Origin of the sequence: Leisingera daeponensis (assembly GCF_019801465.1) — a bacterium.
GTDB lineage: Bacteria > Pseudomonadota > Alphaproteobacteria > Rhodobacterales > Rhodobacteraceae > Leisingera > Leisingera daeponensis_A.
The window spans coordinates 44,645-60,044 of sequence record NZ_JAHVJA010000012.1 but is presented as its reverse complement, the minus strand read 5'-3'; the positions used below and the strand labels follow the sequence as shown (position 1 = coordinate 60,044).

Annotated in this window: 14 protein-coding genes; 4 read left to right on the top strand and 10 right to left on the bottom strand. The window is 62.8% G+C overall.

The features are described from left to right. Positions 1 to 16 precede the first annotated feature (16 nt). The 3 genes from KUV26_RS19505 to KUV26_RS19495 form a co-directional block, all read right to left on the bottom strand. A complete protein-coding gene (locus KUV26_RS19505; protein WP_222509640.1) occupies positions 17 to 3,040 on the bottom strand; it encodes a DNA translocase FtsK in 3,024 nt (1,007 codons plus the stop codon). Between the two features lie 114 nt (positions 3,041 to 3,154). Beyond that, complete coding sequence (locus tag KUV26_RS19500) at positions 3,155 to 4,333, bottom strand: aminotransferase class I/II-fold pyridoxal phosphate-dependent enzyme (RefSeq protein ID WP_222509639.1); 1,179 nt, start codon at positions 4,331 to 4,333, stop codon at positions 3,155 to 3,157. Between the two features lie 109 nt (positions 4,334 to 4,442). After that, positions 4,443 to 5,774, bottom strand: coding sequence for an amidase (locus KUV26_RS19495; protein ID WP_222509638.1), 1,332 nt, complete (start codon positions 5,772 to 5,774; stop codon positions 4,443 to 4,445). 110 nt (positions 5,775 to 5,884) lie between these two features. Between KUV26_RS19495 and KUV26_RS19490 the strand changes: the two genes are divergently transcribed. Further along, positions 5,885 to 7,111 carry an FAD-dependent monooxygenase gene (locus KUV26_RS19490; protein ID WP_222503808.1) on the top strand — a complete coding sequence of 409 codons (1,227 nt, stop codon included), beginning with the start codon at positions 5,885 to 5,887 and terminating at the stop codon, positions 7,109 to 7,111. 24 nt (positions 7,112 to 7,135) lie between these two features. Here KUV26_RS19490 and KUV26_RS19485 read toward each other — a convergent pair whose 3' ends face one another. The 5 genes from KUV26_RS19485 to KUV26_RS19465 all read right to left on the bottom strand — a co-directional run bounded on the left by KUV26_RS19485 (position 7,136) and on the right by KUV26_RS19465 (position 10,942). Next, the gene (locus KUV26_RS19485; protein ID WP_222503807.1) at positions 7,136 to 7,324 is read right to left on the bottom strand and encodes a Trm112 family protein; all 189 of its coding nucleotides are present in this window, start codon (positions 7,322 to 7,324) and stop codon (positions 7,136 to 7,138) included. Next, positions 7,321 to 7,965, bottom strand: a complete 645-nt coding sequence (locus KUV26_RS19480) for an LON peptidase substrate-binding domain-containing protein (RefSeq protein ID WP_222503806.1) — start codon at positions 7,963 to 7,965, stop codon at positions 7,321 to 7,323. The genes KUV26_RS19485 and KUV26_RS19480 overlap by 4 nt, the downstream gene beginning before the upstream one ends. A 27-nt stretch (positions 7,966 to 7,992) precedes the next feature. Continuing rightward, positions 7,993 to 8,919 (bottom strand): tetratricopeptide repeat protein, encoded by a 927-nt coding sequence (locus tag KUV26_RS19475; protein WP_222503805.1) that lies wholly within the window; start codon positions 8,917 to 8,919, stop codon positions 7,993 to 7,995. Between the two features lie 314 nt (positions 8,920 to 9,233). After that, positions 9,234 to 10,022, bottom strand: coding sequence for an exodeoxyribonuclease III (locus KUV26_RS19470; RefSeq protein WP_222503804.1), 789 nt, complete (start codon positions 10,020 to 10,022; stop codon positions 9,234 to 9,236). Between the two features lie 233 nt (positions 10,023 to 10,255). Beyond that, complete coding sequence (locus tag KUV26_RS19465; protein ID WP_222476556.1) at positions 10,256 to 10,942, bottom strand: response regulator transcription factor; 687 nt, start codon at positions 10,940 to 10,942, stop codon at positions 10,256 to 10,258. A gap of 172 nt (positions 10,943 to 11,114) precedes the next feature. On the opposite strand from KUV26_RS19465, the gene ribA reads away from it, so the two are divergent. Together ribA and KUV26_RS19455 are read left to right on the top strand one after the other, a co-directional pair. Next, positions 11,115 to 12,203, top strand: a complete 1,089-nt coding sequence (ribA, locus tag KUV26_RS19460) for a GTP cyclohydrolase II (RefSeq protein WP_222509637.1) — start codon at positions 11,115 to 11,117, stop codon at positions 12,201 to 12,203. Then, a complete protein-coding gene (locus KUV26_RS19455) occupies positions 12,203 to 12,703 on the top strand; it encodes a L,D-transpeptidase (protein ID WP_222509636.1) in 501 nt (166 codons plus the stop codon). The genes ribA and KUV26_RS19455 overlap by 1 nt, the downstream gene beginning before the upstream one ends. Positions 12,704 to 12,763: 60 nt before the next feature. On the opposite strand, the gene KUV26_RS19450 is transcribed toward KUV26_RS19455, so the two are convergent. Together KUV26_RS19450 and KUV26_RS19445 are read right to left on the bottom strand one after the other, a co-directional pair. Further along, entirely contained in the window at positions 12,764 to 13,414 is a 651-nt protein-coding gene (locus tag KUV26_RS19450; protein ID WP_222509635.1) for a YggS family pyridoxal phosphate-dependent enzyme, read from the bottom strand. A 124-nt stretch (positions 13,415 to 13,538) separates the two neighbouring features. Further along, on the bottom strand, positions 13,539 to 14,546 hold the full coding sequence (locus KUV26_RS19445) for a porin (RefSeq protein WP_222509634.1): 1,008 nt from the start codon (positions 14,544 to 14,546) through the stop codon (positions 13,539 to 13,541). Positions 14,547 to 14,857: 311 nt separating this feature from the next. Between KUV26_RS19445 and KUV26_RS19440 the strand changes: the two genes are divergently transcribed. Next, complete coding sequence (locus KUV26_RS19440; RefSeq protein ID WP_222503799.1) at positions 14,858 to 15,340, top strand: DUF3576 domain-containing protein; 483 nt, start codon at positions 14,858 to 14,860, stop codon at positions 15,338 to 15,340. Positions 15,341 to 15,400: the final 60 nt, after the last annotated feature.

Genomic DNA, 15,400 nt, shown 5'->3' with positions numbered 1-15,400 from the left:
GCAGAAATCCGTCAGGTTATTGCTCTGGAACCAGAATTTCCCGCTTGCCAACGTGGTTGGCGGCGGAGACGACGCCCTCTTCCTCCATCTGCTCCACCAGCCGCGCCGCCTTGTTGTAGCCAATCGCCAGCTTGCGCTGGATGTAGGAGGTCGAGCACTTGCGGTCCTTGATCACGATGGCAACAGCCTGGTCATACAGAGCATCCTCGCCATTGGTGTTGCCACCGGTGTTCAGCCCCAGCACAGCGTCGATATTGTCGGCCTTGTCCTCATCCGGACCATCCAGCACACTGCCGACGTAATCCGGCGGGCCGAATTGCTTGAGGTGGTTGACCACCTCCTCGACCTCTTCGTCCGAGCAGAACGGGCCGTGGCAGCGGGTGATCTTGGCGCCCCCTGCCATGTACAGCATGTCGCCCATGCCCAAGAGCTGTTCGGCGCCCATCTCGCCCAGGATGGTGCGGCTGTCGACCTTGGAAGTCACCTGGAAGGAAATCCGGGTCGGGAAGTTGGCCTTGATGGTGCCGGTGATCACATCGACCGACGGGCGCTGGGTTGCCATGATCAGGTGAATGCCCGAGGCCCGCGCCATCTGTGCCAGGCGCTGGATGCAAGCCTCGATCTCCTTGCCTGCGACCATCATCAGGTCGGCCATCTCATCGACGATGACGACAATGTAGGGCAGCGCCTTGGGTTCGAACTCTTCAGTCTCGAACACCGGTTCGCCTGTGTCGTCATCGAACCCGGTCTGCACTGTGCGTGAGAACATTTCGCCCTTGGCCAGCGCTTCCTTCACCCGGCCGTTGTAGCCCGCGATGTTGCGCACGCCCATCTTGGACATCTTGCGGTAGCGGTCCTCCATCTCGCCCACCACCCATTTCAGGGCGACAACGGCCTTTTTCGGGTCGGTCACAACGGGTGACAGCAGGTGCGGGATGCCGTCATAGACGGACAGTTCCAGCATCTTGGGGTCGATCATGATCAGGCGGCATTCATCCGGCGTCAGCTTATAGAGCAGTGACAGGATCATGGTGTTGATCGCCACCGATTTACCCGAACCCGTGGTGCCGGCGATCAATAGGTGGGGCATCTTGGCCAGGTTCGCGACCATGGCGTCGCCGCCGATGTCCTTGCCCAGCGCCAGCGGCAGCGCGTGGTTGCCGTCGCCGAAATCGCGCGACGACAGGATTTCGCGCAGAACCACCTTCTCGCGCTTCTCGTTCGGCAGTTCGATACCGATCACGGTGCGTCCCGGCACGGTGGAAACCCGGGCCGACAGCGCCGACATGGATCGGGCGATGTCATCGGCCAGACCGATCACGCGGGAGGCCTTGAGGCCCGGGGCAGGCTCCAGCTCATACATGGTAACAACTGGACCCGGGCGGACCGAGACGATCTCACCCTTCACGCCGTAGTCGTCCAAAACCGTTTCCAGCATACGGGCGTTTTCTTCCAGCGCCTCGTCGCTCAGGTGATGACGTTCGATGCTGACCGGATTGGTCAGCAGGCTCAGCGGCGGCAGTTCGAAATCGCTGCCGCTGTCGTCAAATGCCAGATTGGGCTGGGCTTCAGCTTTGGCACGCGCCGAGGGCTGCACCGGCTTACGCGCCGGTTTCTCCACCACGGCTTTGCGCGGCTCCGCTACCGGCAGGTCAACAGTCAGCCGCGGGCCGGGCGCTTTCGCCGATTGCGGCGGGGCTTGGAGCGGCGCGGCCGCATCGGGAAGGTCTTCAGCCGGAACATGGTCCGGAGTCAGCATTTGATACCCGGCATCCAGCTCCCCGGTATCGTCGTCATGTTGCATGAAGCCATCCCGGTTCTCCGGTGCAAAGCTGTCTTCTTGCGGCGCCTGCCAGGTCAACGGCGGCGCTTCCGCCGTTTCCGGCATCACCGTTTTCGCAGCGGTCAGCGGCGGTTCAGCCGGCAGGCTGCCCTGACCGGCTGCAGGGTTGAAAATCAGCGGGGCCGGGCGCTGGCCGCGGCCCTTGGTCAACGGCAGGTTCGGGTCCAGTTCCGGCGGCGTGTCAGCCGCACGGCGGATTCTCACCGCATTGGCGATCTTCTTGGAGATACGGTCTTCGCCCCCCTCCATGTCTCCGAAGGTGTCCTGATCGTCCGCATAATGCGTTTCAGCCGCATAAGCGTCTTCGGGCGCCGGCGCGGCAGGCGCGGCCCGGCGGATCAGGCCGGGCACACGCGAAAGCAGGCTGGCCTTGACCGGAGCTTCGGGCACTTGCTGGCCGGTGTCTTCGCCATAAACATCTTCGGGATAATCCTCGAACATCTCCGGATCCGCATCAGACTGGACATAGGCGCCCTCTCCGGCAGCCTCCACCCGTTCAGCCCGCTCCCGGCGGTATGTCATCGCGGCCTGCAAACCGCTGGACGCCCCCCGGCCCAGCAGGGCAGCGGCCGCTCCATACCCCAGGATGAGGCCGATCATGACCTTACGCAGGCCCTTTTTCACCTCGGGCCAGGTGAAGCCCAGCACCACGCATCCCAGCGCCAGCATGCCGGCAGCGCTGAGCAGCGACATGATCTTGACCATGAAGTGCAGGCCCACCGGCAGCAGCGCCAGCAATGCACCCAGGAAGGTGTAGCCCACCATGCCGCCGAGACCGAAGTCATAGTTCTGCTGCCAGGCAGAGCTGGCATTCAGGGTTTCCATGTGCAGCGCCACCACCAGCAGCCACGGTACCGACAGAAGCAGCGGCCAGACCACCCGGTCCTCGCCCCGGTGCAGCACGAACCGCAGGCCCCAGGCCGACAGGAACAGCGGCAAAGCCCAGCTGGCCTTGCCGAACAGGGTGATCAGGATGAAGGAGACGGAGGCGCCCGGACGGCCCAGCCAGTTCTGCACCGGCGCGTCGGTCGACACTGTCCAATTCGGGTCCTCCGGCGTGTAGGAGCCGAGCATGGCGGCAACCATCAGCCCTACCAGGATCAGGGCAATTCCGATCAGTTCCTTGCCGCGCTTTTCAATGGCCGCCTGCATGTTGCTGTCAAGCAGCGGATCGCGGCTGCGGGTTTGAAATGCCATGCCTACCTCAGTTCCGTTTCAATTGCCCCTGCCCCGCTGTTCACCGCAGGGTCATGGGCCTGTCCGTTCTTGGTTTTGGCTGCGCGGCCCCAGCCAAGGGCCGCTCAGCAGAATTCAGTAAAGGCAGCCGCGCAGCGTGCTCAACGCCTCGCGGGTGTCTTCAGCCGGGGCGACCAGCGCCACCCGGATGTATGTCTCGCCCGGGTTCTGGCCGGGCGCGCCTTGCGCCAGATAAGCGCCGGGCAGCACCCGGACCCCGGTTTTCTTCCACAGCTTCAGCGCGGCCTGCTCGCCATTCTCCACCGGAAGCCAAAGGAAAAAGCCCGCTTCGGGCGCCATGTAGCCGTTCAGGCCATCAAAGACCTCATCGGCGATTGTGTATTTCTTCTGATAAAGCGCGCGGTTCTCCGCCACATGCGCTTCATCCGCCCAGACCCTGGCCGCAGCGGCCTGCAGCGGAGCGGGCAAGGGGGCGCCGGAATAGGCACGCAGCTGCTTAACCCGCTTGATGGTCTCCGGCCCGCCCGCAATCAGCCCGGAGCGCAGCCCCGGCAGATTCGACCGTTTCGAAAGCGAATTGAACAGCACCACTCTTTCGGGATTAGCACCCAGTTCCTGCGCGACTGTCAGCGCGCCGACCGGTGCAGAGCCGCGGTAGATCTCGGAGTAACATTCGTCCGCGAAGATCCGGAAGTCATACTTCTCGGCCAGCTGGATCAGCCGGGTCCAGTAGTCACGCGAAGCCACCGCGCCCTGCGGGTTCGCAGGCGAGCAGATATAGGCCACGGCGGTGCGGTTCAGCACGTCTTCGGACAGGCTTCCGTAATCCGGCAGGTGGCTTGTGGCCGCGGTCGCGGGCACAAAAACAGGCTCTGCACCGACGGAAATCGTTGCCACCATGTAGACCTGGTAGAAGGGGTTTGGGATCAGAACCACGGGCTTTTGGCCGTTCTTCTGCTCCGGACAGAGCGCCATCGCAGCGTTATACAGCCCCTCACGGGTGCCGTTCAGCGCCATGATCTGAGTCTCGGGGTCTGTGGTCACCCCATAGCGGCGGCTGATCCAATCCGAAATGGCGCCGCGTAATTCAGGCGTGCCATCGTTGTTCGGGTACTGATTAAACCCGGCGGCATTTTCCGCAATGATGTCAGTGACCCAGGCCGGAAATGCATGTTTCGGTTCGCCAATGGTCATATGCACCACATCCCCGCCAGGGGTGTGATGGTCCAGCAGCGCTCTCAGGCGCGGAAACGCATAGGCCGGCAGGTTCGAAAACCGCTCAGGAAAATCCATGTCTTATGCCTCAGTCACGGGATCATTGGCGCCCCGTTTGCGCCTCAAGTTACAGATGGCGGGCGGATGCGTCCACCCGGTGAGTGGCCCGATGGGCCGAATGTGGCTTTCACGCCAAGGCAGCTTCGATCGCGGCGCCGGTGCGCAGGAGGGCCTCCTCGCAGTCTGGCTGCCCAAGAACCTGCAGACCGCAGCTGGGCGTACCCGTGGGCAACGACAGCGCGCACAGCCCCATCAGGTTACCGATCCGCGTGTTGCGCAGGGCCAGAAGGTTGGACTGAACGTAGTAATCATGATCGTTTTGCAGCCGTTCCAGATTCGGCGGCAGGATCGGCGAAACCGGGCTCAGCACCGCGTCAAACCCGGCCACGGCCTGATCCCAAGCCTTCCTGCATTGCTCCAGCTTGGCCCAGGCCGCAACATAGTCAGGCCCGCTGAACTGCGCGCCGGTGCGGAAGCGTTCCAGAATTTCAGCATACATCAGCTGCGGAGAGGCTTCGATCACGTCTTTCCACAGGCCATAGGCTTCGGTGGTGTAGAGTATCGGGCTGAGGCCCATAGCCTCGCCGAGCGCGGGTACCTCCAGCGGCACGATCTCCGCCCCTGCGGCCTTCAGCCTGTCCAGCGTTTCCCGGTGAGCGGCGGCAACTTTGGGGTCAAGGTCTTCCTGCGCAACATTTTGCAGATCCGCGAACCTGCGGCCCTTGAGGCTGGCCGGATTGCACAGATCCGGTCCCGCGGCCCCTTCCAGCACCCCTAGGAGCAGTCCTGCGTCCTCCACCGATCTGGCCAGCGGGCCAATGGTGTCAAACCTCAGGCACAAGGGCACCACACCCTCCAGCGTGATCCGGCCGGATGTTGTCTTGAGGCCGACAAGATCGTTCCAGGATGACGGGATGCGCACCGAACCGCCTGTATCAGAGCCGATGCCGCCAGCCGCCAGGCCAAATGCCACCGAGGCGGCCGCGCCGGAGGAGGACCCGCCCGGCGCGGCCTCCAGATCGTTCACGCAAGGTGGCGTCTCCTTGACCGGGTTAAAGCCGAGGCCGGAGAATGCCAGCTCGCTCATGTGCGTTTTTCCGAGGCAGACCATGCCCATCAGGGTCGCATTGCGCAGCACAGCAGCGTCCTGATCCGGCACCCGCCCCTTGAGCAGGTCAGAGCCGGATTCTGTCGCGGTGCCTGCGCTGTCGAAGAGGTCCTTCCAGCTGATCGGAACCCCGTCCAGCAGCGAACGTCTCAGCCCGAGCCCGGCACGCTGCTGCGCCGCTTCCGCCTCCGCCAGCGCCCGCTCGTAAGTAACCTGCGTGTAGATGCGGTCTTTCAGGGGATGCGCATCTATGGCGTTCAGATAGCAGCGGGTCAGCGCCATCGGGCCGATTTCACCCGCCTCAATCCCGCGTCCCAGGTCGGCGGCGGTCATCGTCAGCCAGTCTTGCATAAGCCCTCTCTCCGTAAGCAGTTGCTGGTGACGGTAGCGGCAGCAGGACGCAGGCACAATCCCGCGCTTCCTGCATGGACAATCCCGCCAGCAGGCGCATATTGCAGGGCATGAAAAATGCGTCCGATATCCTGATCGTGGGCGGCGGGCTGAACGGTCCGGCGCTGGCCCTGGCCCTGGCACAGACCGGCCACAGCGTCACCGTGGTCGACTCGCTGACCCCTGACAAACTGGCTGATGAGGGGTTCGACGGCCGCGGATATGCGCTGGCACTCGCCTCGCAGCGGCTGCTGCAGCAGACTGGCGTCTGGCAGCATGTCTGCAACGATGCGCAACCCATGCTGGAGATCAAGGTGACGGACGGCCATGCGGGCCACGGGGCGTCGCCGTTCTTCATCCATTTCGACCATGCCGAGCTGGAAGAAGGCCCAATGGGGTTCATGGTCGAGGACCGCTTCCTGCGCCGCGCCTTTCTGCAGGCGATGGAAGACCAGCCGCGCATCACCTGGGTACCCGGGCGCACCGTGGTGGCGCAAGCCCCCGATCAGACCGGCGTGACCGTCGCGCTGGACGATGGCGGGGAGCTGCGCGGCCAGATCCTGGTCGGTTCAGACGGGCGCCGCAGCGGCACCGCGCAGCGGGCCGGCATCAAGCGCACCGGCTGGGATTACGGTCAAACCGCGCTGGTCTGCGCCATCGAGCACGATAAGCCCCATCACGGCATTGCCCACCAATTCTTCATGCCGCCCGGGCCGCTGGCAATCCTGCCGCTGCCGGGCAACCGGTCGTCGATCGTGTGGAGCGAGCGGACCGAGATTGCCAAGGCCATTCACGCGCTGGAAGATGCGAAGTACATTCAGGCGCTTCGTCCGCGGTTCGGCGACTTCCTGGGGGAGATTTCCCTGGCCGGGAAACGCTTTACATACCCGCTGAACCTGACGATCGCCAACAGTTTCATCGGCGAGCGGATGGCGCTGATCGGCGATGCGGCGCACGGGATGCATCCGATTGCAGGTCAGGGCCTGAACGCCGGCCTGCGCGATGTCGGAGCGTTGGCTGAAGTGATCACCGAAGCCACCCGGCGCGGCGAAGACATCGGCTCGCCGCTGGTGATGCAGCGCTACCAGCAATGGCGCCGGTTTGACACCGCCTCGCTGGCGGCGGCGACTGACGTGTTCAACCGGCTGTTTTCCAACGACAACCCGCTGCTGCGCCTGGGCCGGGATATCGGCATGGGCCTAGCGGGCGCCGTGCCCGGCCTGCGCCGCGGTTTTGTGCGCGAGGCGGCGGGGCTGACCGGCGACCTGCCGCGGCTGCTGAAAGGGCAGGCAATTTAGAGGGAAAAAATGCCGCTGGCCGGATCAGTCCAGCTCGCGCGCTTCATCCACCAGCATCACCGGAATACCGTTGCGGATCGGGAAGGCAAGGTTGGCGGCGCGCGAAATAAGCTCCTGTTCCTGCGCATCATATTCCAGAACTGTCTGGGTCAGCGGGCAGACCAGTGCTTCCAGCATCCGCCGGTCAAAGGCTGGCGCCTGTGTCTCGGTCATTGCAGGGTTTCCTCCTGAGAGCCGCCGCGCAGGGCAAACTCGATCAAAGTGACAAGCGTTTCCCGCCTTGTGGCAAGGCAGGGCGCCTCAAGCAAGGCCTGTTTGTCCTCGGGGTCGAATTCCAGAAGCATCGCCAGTGAGTTGATCAGCAGCTCATCATCCGCCTCTTTCAGCGCGTCCCAGTCGGTCGAGAGGCTCCGGGAGGCAAAGAAACGCTCCAGCAGATCCAGAAAGGATGGGCGGTCCAAGGTTTCATCCGCTTCGCAGCGGCCCAGATCCCTGTCGAACCCGGCCCAGCTGACATCGCACCGCCGGTAGGGCGTGAAACCATTGGCTTCGCGTGTAATTCGGAACCGGGAGACACCTGACAGCGTAATCAGGTAGCGACCGTCCTCGGTTTCGGAAAACTGGGTGACGCGCCCGGCGCAGCCAATGCTGTGAAGGTCCTCGCCATTGCCATGCGGAGCCGGGCAGGGCTGCACCATGCCGATCAGGCGCTGGCGCGTTTTCAGCGTGTCCTCAAGCATTTGCAGATACCGCGGCTCGAAGATGTGCAGCGGCAGGCGCGACCGGGGCAGCAACAGCGCCCCGGGCAAGGGAAACACAGCGATCGTGTCCGGCAGATCGGCAGGCTGGATCATGGGACAGAGTGTAGTGCTGCCCCGGTCTTAGGCAAATATCATCGAGCTGAGTTTCCGGCGGCCGTTCAGGACCACCGGGTCGTTGGGTTTCAGCGCGTCAAAGATGGTGAACAGCTGCGTCTTTGCCGCCCCGTCGTTCCACTCCCGGTCACGGCGGAACAGCTCCAGCAGCTCACTCACCGCTGCCTCTGCATCTCCCGCTGCATGCAGCGCCTGGGCCAGGTCGAAACGGGCCTGCAGGTCATCCGGGCTAGCCTCAACCGCCGCGCGCAGCTCCGCCACCGGACCGGCATTCTCCGCCTGGCGCGCCAGGGCAATCTGTGCATGAGCAGCTTCGATTTCGGCTGCAGTGGAGATTTCCGCAGGAGCGCCGTTCAGAACCGCCTCGGCCTGATCCAGGTCCCCCAAGGCGATATGGGCGCGCGCCAGACCGCCATAGGCAGCAGCATTCTTGTCATCTTCGCCGAGGACAGCGGCAAAGGTCTGCGCTGCGTCGGCAACCGCGCCCTCGGCCAGCATCTGCTCCGCCGCTTCCAGCGCTTCTCCAAGACCGCCATCAGCAGTACCGCCAGCCGCTTCGATCACCTTTTTCACGAAGGCATCGATCTCGGACGCCGGCAATGCGCCTTGGAACATGTCGATGGGACGGCCCTGGACAAAGGCCACAACGGTCGGGATCGATTGCAGCGGCAAGCCCTGCTGCGCCAGTGCCTGTGCCAGGCGCTGGTTTTCGTCCACATTGATCTTGGCCATTGTGGCCGCGCCCTTGGCTCTGGTAACGGCAGCCTCCAGCATCGGGCCGAGAGTCTTGCAAGGGCCGCACCATGGCGCCCAGAAATCCACGATCACCGGAGCCTGCATGGACGCGTCCACGACGTCCTGCATGAAAGTTGCTTCGGTTACGTCTTTGATCAGGTCATCCGCCGGGGCGGCATTGCCAAGAATTTCGGTCATCAGTTTGTTCTCCGGTTGGAACTTGCCTCCTATATGGAATCCTGTGCGCCGGAAACCAAGAGAGGAGTTTGCCAAAGATCCTCGGCCGGTTCGATCTCTTTGAAGCGTTTGAGCAGCCGATGAAGACCCTCGGTGCGCTTGGGCGCGGCCGCCAGCCCCCGGAGCGCTCCCAGCCGGAGCCGGTGCTGCCGCGGATGCCCTGGCCGTTTGATCAGGAATCTGGCTGCGCGGACCGGGCCTGCGCCCGTCAGCAGATCCTGACCATGCCATCGTCCGGCAGACGGCTTGAAACGGGCGGGGTACCGTGCTTGCCGTTAAAGGTCGAAAGTTGCGAACACCGGCGCATGGTCGCTGGGTTTTTCCCATCCGCGCGCATCTCGCAGGATCCGGCTGGAGTGGGCCGCATTCCGAATGTCCGGTGTTGCCCACACGTGGTCAAGGCGGCGCCCCTTGTCGGCCGCGTCCCAATCTCTGGCTCTGTAGCTCCACCAGCTGTAGAGGCGGCCGTCCGTTATGTCGTTGCGGGTCACGTCCGACCAATTGCCCGCTTCCATCACGTCGGCGAAATGCTCCACCTCAACCGGTGTATGGCTGACAACTTTCAGCAGCTTCTTGTGGTCCCAGACATCATCTTCACGCGGCGCGATATTGAGATCGCCAACCAGAATGGATTTTTCAGGCTTGTCCGCGTGGAACCAGTCGCGCATGTCCGTCAGGTAATCCAGCTTCTGGCCGAATTTCTCGTTCAGCTCCCGGTCCGGCACGTCGCCGCCCGCAGGCACATAGAAATTGTGGATAACCACCCCGTTTTCCAGCCGCCCCGCCACATGGCGGGCATGGCCGAGACCGGCAAAATCCTTGTCGCCAACATCTTCGATCGGCAGTCGGGACAGAATCGCCACCCCGTTATAGCCCTTCTGGCCGCGGGCGATCATGTGCGAGTAACCCAGCGCTGCGAACCCCTCCATCGGAATTTTCTCCACCGGACTCTTGCATTCCTGAAGGCAGAGAACATCAGGCCCTTCCTCCTGCAGAAGCTTCTGCACGATCGGTTCGCGCAAACGGACAGAATTGATGTTCCAGGTGGCAAGTGTAAACGGCATCGCGCGTCTCTTTTTGAAGTCCGGGTTCGGCGGCGATACTGCCTGTCCGAGCCAGGAAGGGCCAGAGTGGATTTGCACTGCGGCAGCAGGCGGCCGGAAGAAAAATGGCCGGGCGCTAAGCCCGGCCAGGTCCAACAGGGAGGTGCATATCGTGACCCGGATATGCGCGGGATTGGGTTTCACTGAAAACGGGCCTGACACTCATCTTTGTTTCGGCCCCGGTCCCCGCCGCTTCACGCGACCAGGCGGTATCCGCCCGATTCCGTCACCAGCAGGCGCGCGTTCGACGGGTCCGGTTCGATCTTCTGCCGCAGCCGGTAAATATGGGTTTCCAGCGTATGTGTGGTGACGCCAGCGTTATACCCCCAGACCTCGTGCAACAGCACATCACGCGGCACCACGCCGTCACTGGAGCGGTACAGGAATTTCAGAATATTGGTTTCCTTCTCGGTGAGCCGGATCTTGCGCTCATCCTCGGTGATCAGGAGCTTCATCGACGGCTTGAAGGTATAGGGGCCAAGCGCAAAAACAGCGTCCTCTGATTGCTCGTGCTGGCGCAGCTGAGCGCGGATGCGGGCCAGGAGCACCGGGAACTTGAAGGGCTTGGAGACATAATCATTCGCCCCCGCATCCAGTCCCAGAATCGTATCCGCATCGGTGTCGTGACCGGTCAGCATCAGGATCGGCGCCTTCACCCCCTGTTTTCGCATCAGGCGGCACAGTTCGCGCCCGTCAGTATCGGGCAGGCCCACATCCAGAATTATCAGGTCGTACAGAGCCTCCTTGGCGCGCTCCATCGCGGTTTGACCGTTCTCTGCCTCGAACACGTCGAAATCTTCGGTCATCACCAGCTGTTCACTCAAGGCCTCGCGCAGGTCCTCATCGTCATCAACCAGCAGAATCTTCTTCAGTTGCGCCATCAGCTCGCCCTCCTGTTCTCTGACCACACATGCGCATCCCTTGCGCCCGCGGCAAGATTTGCTGCAAAACTCTCACGCCGACGTGTCCTTGGCATGGAAAATGTTTCACATCCATTGCATTTAGGCGTAAAGACAGCGAGCTTCTGTTACAAAATAACACCGGATGCACTGCATGAGCCTGATGCCCACCATGATCGAACTTCTGGCCCGCGCCCGGGTCGATCTGCGCATGGGCCTGCCGGTAGTGCTGACAGACGGCAAAGATGCCGCGCTGGCAATTGCCGTGGAGGCGCTTACGGAACTCCGCCTGTCAGACATGCGGTCGTTGGGGCCATTGTCGCTGGGTCTGACGGCGCGGCGCGCGGAAACACTGAAAGCGCGGGTGTATGACGAGGACACCGCGCGCGTGTGCGTCCCCGAAACCGAAGGATTATCCTGGATCCAGGCCCTGGCGGATCCGGCGGATGATCTGAACACGCCGATGAAAGGTCCGCTGGCAAGCCAGCGGGGCGGCAGCGCCGAATTGCACAGGCTCGCCATTGCATTGGCAAAGTCCGCCCGCTTGCTGCCCGCCGCAGCGCTGGTCCCGCTGAACAGCCCCGCCGAATTCGCCGCCAGCCACGGTCTGACAACCGTTTCGCGTGCCGCCGCTGCTCCGTTGCTGAGCGAAAGCTCGCCGCTGCACCCGGTTGCCGCAGCGCGGTTGCCGATGACAGCCGCGGAAGCCGGGCGTCTCCATATCTTCCGTCCCGAAGATGGGGCCGAAGAACATTACGCAGTGGAAATAGGCCGGCCTGACCGGTCCCTTCCGGTGCTGGCGCGGCTGCATTCGGCCTGTTTCACCGGAGACGTTCTGGGCTCTCTCAAATGCGACTGCGGCCCACAGCTGCAAGGCGCCCTGGCGCAGATGGGAGCGGAAGGCGCCGGCGTTCTGCTGTATCTGAACCAGGAAGGCCGCGGCATTGGTCTGGCCAACAAGATGCGGGCGTATTCCCTGCAGGACCAGGGCTTTGACACCGTCCAGGCCAACCACCGCTTGGGGTTTGAAGACGACGAGCGTGATTTCCGTCTGGGGGCAGCGATCTTGCAGAAGATGGGCTTCTCGCAGGTGCGGCTGCTGACCAACAACCCGAACAAGATTGCCATGATGGAAAAAACCGGCATACAGGTGGCCGAAAGGGTGCCTTTGAAAGTGGGCGAAAACACGCACAACCGGCATTATCTGGCAACCAAAGCCCGCAAGTCCGGACACATGCTGTAATGTCTCCTTCGGACCTGGTCCTGACCCCGGCCGGTGTCCGGTTTATGGGGCGCCTGCTGCCCTGCTCCATCGGCAAAGGCGGACTGTCAAGCAGCAAGCGTGAAGGCGATGGAGCAACTCCGGTCGGCATTCACCGGATTGCAGGCATGCTCTACCGGCCGGACCGCCTGCCCCGCCCTGCGCCCTGGGCTGAGCCCATCGGACCAGGAGATCTGTGGTCGGATGATGAAAGCCACCACAGATATAATCAGCATGTTCGGGCTCCCTACCCTTTCAGCCATGAAAAGCTGCGCCGGGCGGACCCGTTGTATGACCTGGTGCTCATCACTGACTGGAACTGGCCGGTAGCCGCGCCGGGCAAAGGATCTGCAATCTTCCTGCACCAATGGCGGCGGCCGGGCTATCCGACCGAAGGCTGTATCGCCTTCTCACGCGCCGACCTGCATTGGATTGCAGCCCGGGTGCAGCCCGGCACCCGGGTTATCGTGCCTGGCCGGTAGGCGCCGGCGCACAGGAAAGTCCAAGACCTCCCGGCAGATTTATTCGCAGAAGATTGTGCTTCAGTAGGTTCGCGCACCGAATATCGCGGAACCGACCCGGACGTGCGTCGCGCCCAGGGCAATGGCTTTCTCGAAATCGCCGCTCATCCCCATGGACAGTCCCTGCAAGCCGTTCCGCTCCGCGATCTTTGCCAGCAGCGCGAAATGAAGGCTTGGCTCCTCATCCACCGGCGGGATGCACATCAGGCCCTTGACCGGCAGGTCCAGCTTGCGGCATTCGGCAATGAAACCATCAGCATCAGCAGGCATCACACCCGCCTTCTGCGCTTCCTCGCCGGTGTTCACCTGCACATACAGCTCCGGGCATTTCCCGATTTCCTGCGCCAGCCGGGCAATTGTATTGGCCAGTTTGGGACGGTCAACCGAGTGAATGCTGTCAAACAGCTCCATCGCCTGGCGCGCCTTGTTGGTTTGCAGCGGGCCAATCAAATGCAGGTCGATGCCGTCAAACCGCTCAGCGAATCCCGGCCATTTGCCGGCCGCTTCCTGAACCTTGTTTTCGCCATAGCACCGGTGGCCTTCTTTCAGCACTGCCTCAACCCGTTCGTCCGGCTGCACCTTTGACACCGCTATCAGCTGCACGCTGCCCGGCTCGCGGCCGGCTTTGCTCTCGGCCTTGGCAATCCTGGTTTTGATCTCTTCAAGCGGCATGGGTCCGGCCTCATCTCTGTTTGGCCGCAAAAAACACTGTTTGCCGGGAAATGTTAAGGGGCAAAAGAAAAGGGCGGGCCCCCGAAGGAACCCGCCCCGAAAGTCACGCTAGGCGTGCTTCAGCTTAGAAGCTGAAGTGCAGACCTGCCTGAACGGAGTTTTCGTTGGTGGCTGCTGCGGTGTTCACATAGCCAGCAACGAAGGTCACGCCGCCGCCCAGGTCGTACTCGTAGTTGATGCCGAACGCGGTGCCGTCCAGACGGGTCTGGGTCGCCGCGGTCACACCGGTGTCGATGTCGGTGGAGTTCACCCAAGCAACGATGGTCGAGGCTGCGCCGATTTCGGCTTCGCCTGCCAGGGTCACAGCATCAGCTTCTTCGGTCTGAGCGTAGGACAGGGTTGCACCGAACTGACCGAAGTCTGCGCCTGCAGCGAAGAACATCAGGTCGTCACCGGCGCTCAGGGTTGCACCGTTTTTCACGATGGTACGGCCGTTTTCTTCGTCCTGGTATGCACCGGTCACGAAGTAGTCACCGAAGGAGTAGCTCAGCATGATTGCGGTGCGCTCCAGGCCCTGCGCGGAACCCGGGACAACGCCGCCGTTGGACTGCGAGTAGGACAGGTGGCCGGTGAAGCCGCCAGCGGAGTAGATCGCTTCAACACCGTTGCGGCCAGCGCCTGCGGAGGTGAAGGTATCCCAGTCAAAGCCGTTGCCGGTGGCCAGGGAGTTGAAGCCCATGCCGTCGATGCCGGTGCCAACCGAGGTGGTGTTCAGGTACAGGCCCGGTGCGGAGTCGATCGCGCCCCAGATGTTGCCAACGTTCACACGCAGACCGCCGTATGCGACGTGGAACTGCGGTGCGGACCAGCCGGCCACGCCCGGTGCGCCGTCACGGCTGCGAGCCTGAGCGCGGATACGACCACCAACGGTCACGCCGCCGTCGGTTTCGGTCGCCACATCAAAGGTCAGACGGAAACGGCTGGTGATGTTGGTTTCGGAAACGCCCGGATTGGTTTCGTTGGCTTCGTTCCAGTCCAGACCAAAGCGGCCGTAGCCGGAGATCTTGACTTCTGCCGCGGCCATGCCTGCGGTGGCGATCAGCGCGGTGGTCGCGAAGAGAACCTTTTTCATAGTTTTTCCCTCGGTTTTCTATTCCTCAGCCCAAACCGGGGAATCCGGCGTGGGTATGCCAAGGGGTTTCGCTCTTTCACCCCCGTTTTGGCAAGACTTGGGAAAGACAGGTGAAACGATGCAGTTCCGGATGGTGCAGCTTTGCCACAGTCCGCCCCTTCGAGGCGCCTGGAACCGCCCCGGCCGGCCCGCCAACAGGCCTGTCAGCCCGGAAATGCCCCACAGGAGCAGAGTCATAGAAGCCAAAGCCCTTGCTCCGCCTGCGCGGCTTGCGTTAGGTGTTCGCGCAGAAAATGGCTCCGGGAGCGGTTATGAAATACGGAAAGACCCTGCAGGTAACAGTGATCGGCGCGATCTGCCTTAGCCTTGCGGCCTGCGGCGGCCGGGGCGGCAAGGCGCCGTCAAGCACTGCGCGCACAACAAGCCATAAGGAAGAGATCCAGGGCGAAGCGACCAAGTCCTCCGTCTTTGACTTCCTGAACGCCAAGCCGGACCAAACCGTGCAGGTTAACCGCTATCTCTGGACGGCCAGCCTGGACGTGCTGAGCTTCCTGCCCGTGCAGTCGGTCGATCCCTTTACCGGCGTCATCGTGACCGGCTATGGCACCCCGCCCGGCGGCGGCCGCTCTTACCGCGCCACCATCCACATCAAGGATCCTGCGCTGGATGCGCGCTCCTTGAATGTGGCACTGCAGTCCAAAGGCGGTCCGGTCAGCGCCAGCACCACCCGCGCGGTTGAGGATGCGATTCTGTCCCGCGCGCGCCAGCTGCGGATTGCAGACAAGAAACTCTGACCCGCTGCCCTCTGGAATCGCCAGCCAAACCCCATTATCAGAAGCGCCGGGCCCCTAGCC

Excerpts from the sequence above, each read along its gene's own strand:
- KUV26_RS19505 (WP_222509640.1), bottom strand. The coding sequence starts at position 3,040 with ATGGCATTTCAAACCCGCAGCCGCGATCCGCTGCTTGACAGCAACATG.
- KUV26_RS19500 (WP_222509639.1), bottom strand. The coding sequence starts at position 4,333 with ATGGATTTTCCTGAGCGGTTTTCGAACCTGCCGGCCTATGCGTTTCCG.
- KUV26_RS19495 (WP_222509638.1), bottom strand. The coding sequence starts at position 5,774 with ATGCAAGACTGGCTGACGATGACCGCCGCCGACCTGGGACGCGGGATT.
- KUV26_RS19490 (WP_222503808.1), top strand. The coding sequence starts at position 5,885 with ATGAAAAATGCGTCCGATATCCTGATCGTGGGCGGCGGGCTGAACGGT.
- KUV26_RS19485 (WP_222503807.1), bottom strand. The coding sequence starts at position 7,324 with ATGACCGAGACACAGGCGCCAGCCTTTGACCGGCGGATGCTGGAAGCA.
- KUV26_RS19480 (WP_222503806.1), bottom strand. The coding sequence starts at position 7,965 with ATGATCCAGCCTGCCGATCTGCCGGACACGATCGCTGTGTTTCCCTTG.
- KUV26_RS19475 (WP_222503805.1), bottom strand. The coding sequence starts at position 8,919 with ATGACCGAAATTCTTGGCAATGCCGCCCCGGCGGATGACCTGATCAAA.
- KUV26_RS19470 (WP_222503804.1), bottom strand. The coding sequence starts at position 10,022 with ATGCCGTTTACACTTGCCACCTGGAACATCAATTCTGTCCGTTTGCGC.
- KUV26_RS19465 (WP_222476556.1), bottom strand. The coding sequence starts at position 10,942 with ATGGCGCAACTGAAGAAGATTCTGCTGGTTGATGACGATGAGGACCTG.
- ribA (WP_222509637.1), top strand. The coding sequence starts at position 11,115 with ATGAGCCTGATGCCCACCATGATCGAACTTCTGGCCCGCGCCCGGGTC.
- KUV26_RS19455 (WP_222509636.1), top strand. The coding sequence starts at position 12,203 with ATGTCTCCTTCGGACCTGGTCCTGACCCCGGCCGGTGTCCGGTTTATG.
- KUV26_RS19450 (WP_222509635.1), bottom strand. The coding sequence starts at position 13,414 with ATGCCGCTTGAAGAGATCAAAACCAGGATTGCCAAGGCCGAGAGCAAA.
- KUV26_RS19445 (WP_222509634.1), bottom strand. The coding sequence starts at position 14,546 with ATGAAAAAGGTTCTCTTCGCGACCACCGCGCTGATCGCCACCGCAGGC.
- KUV26_RS19440 (WP_222503799.1), top strand. The coding sequence starts at position 14,858 with ATGAAATACGGAAAGACCCTGCAGGTAACAGTGATCGGCGCGATCTGC.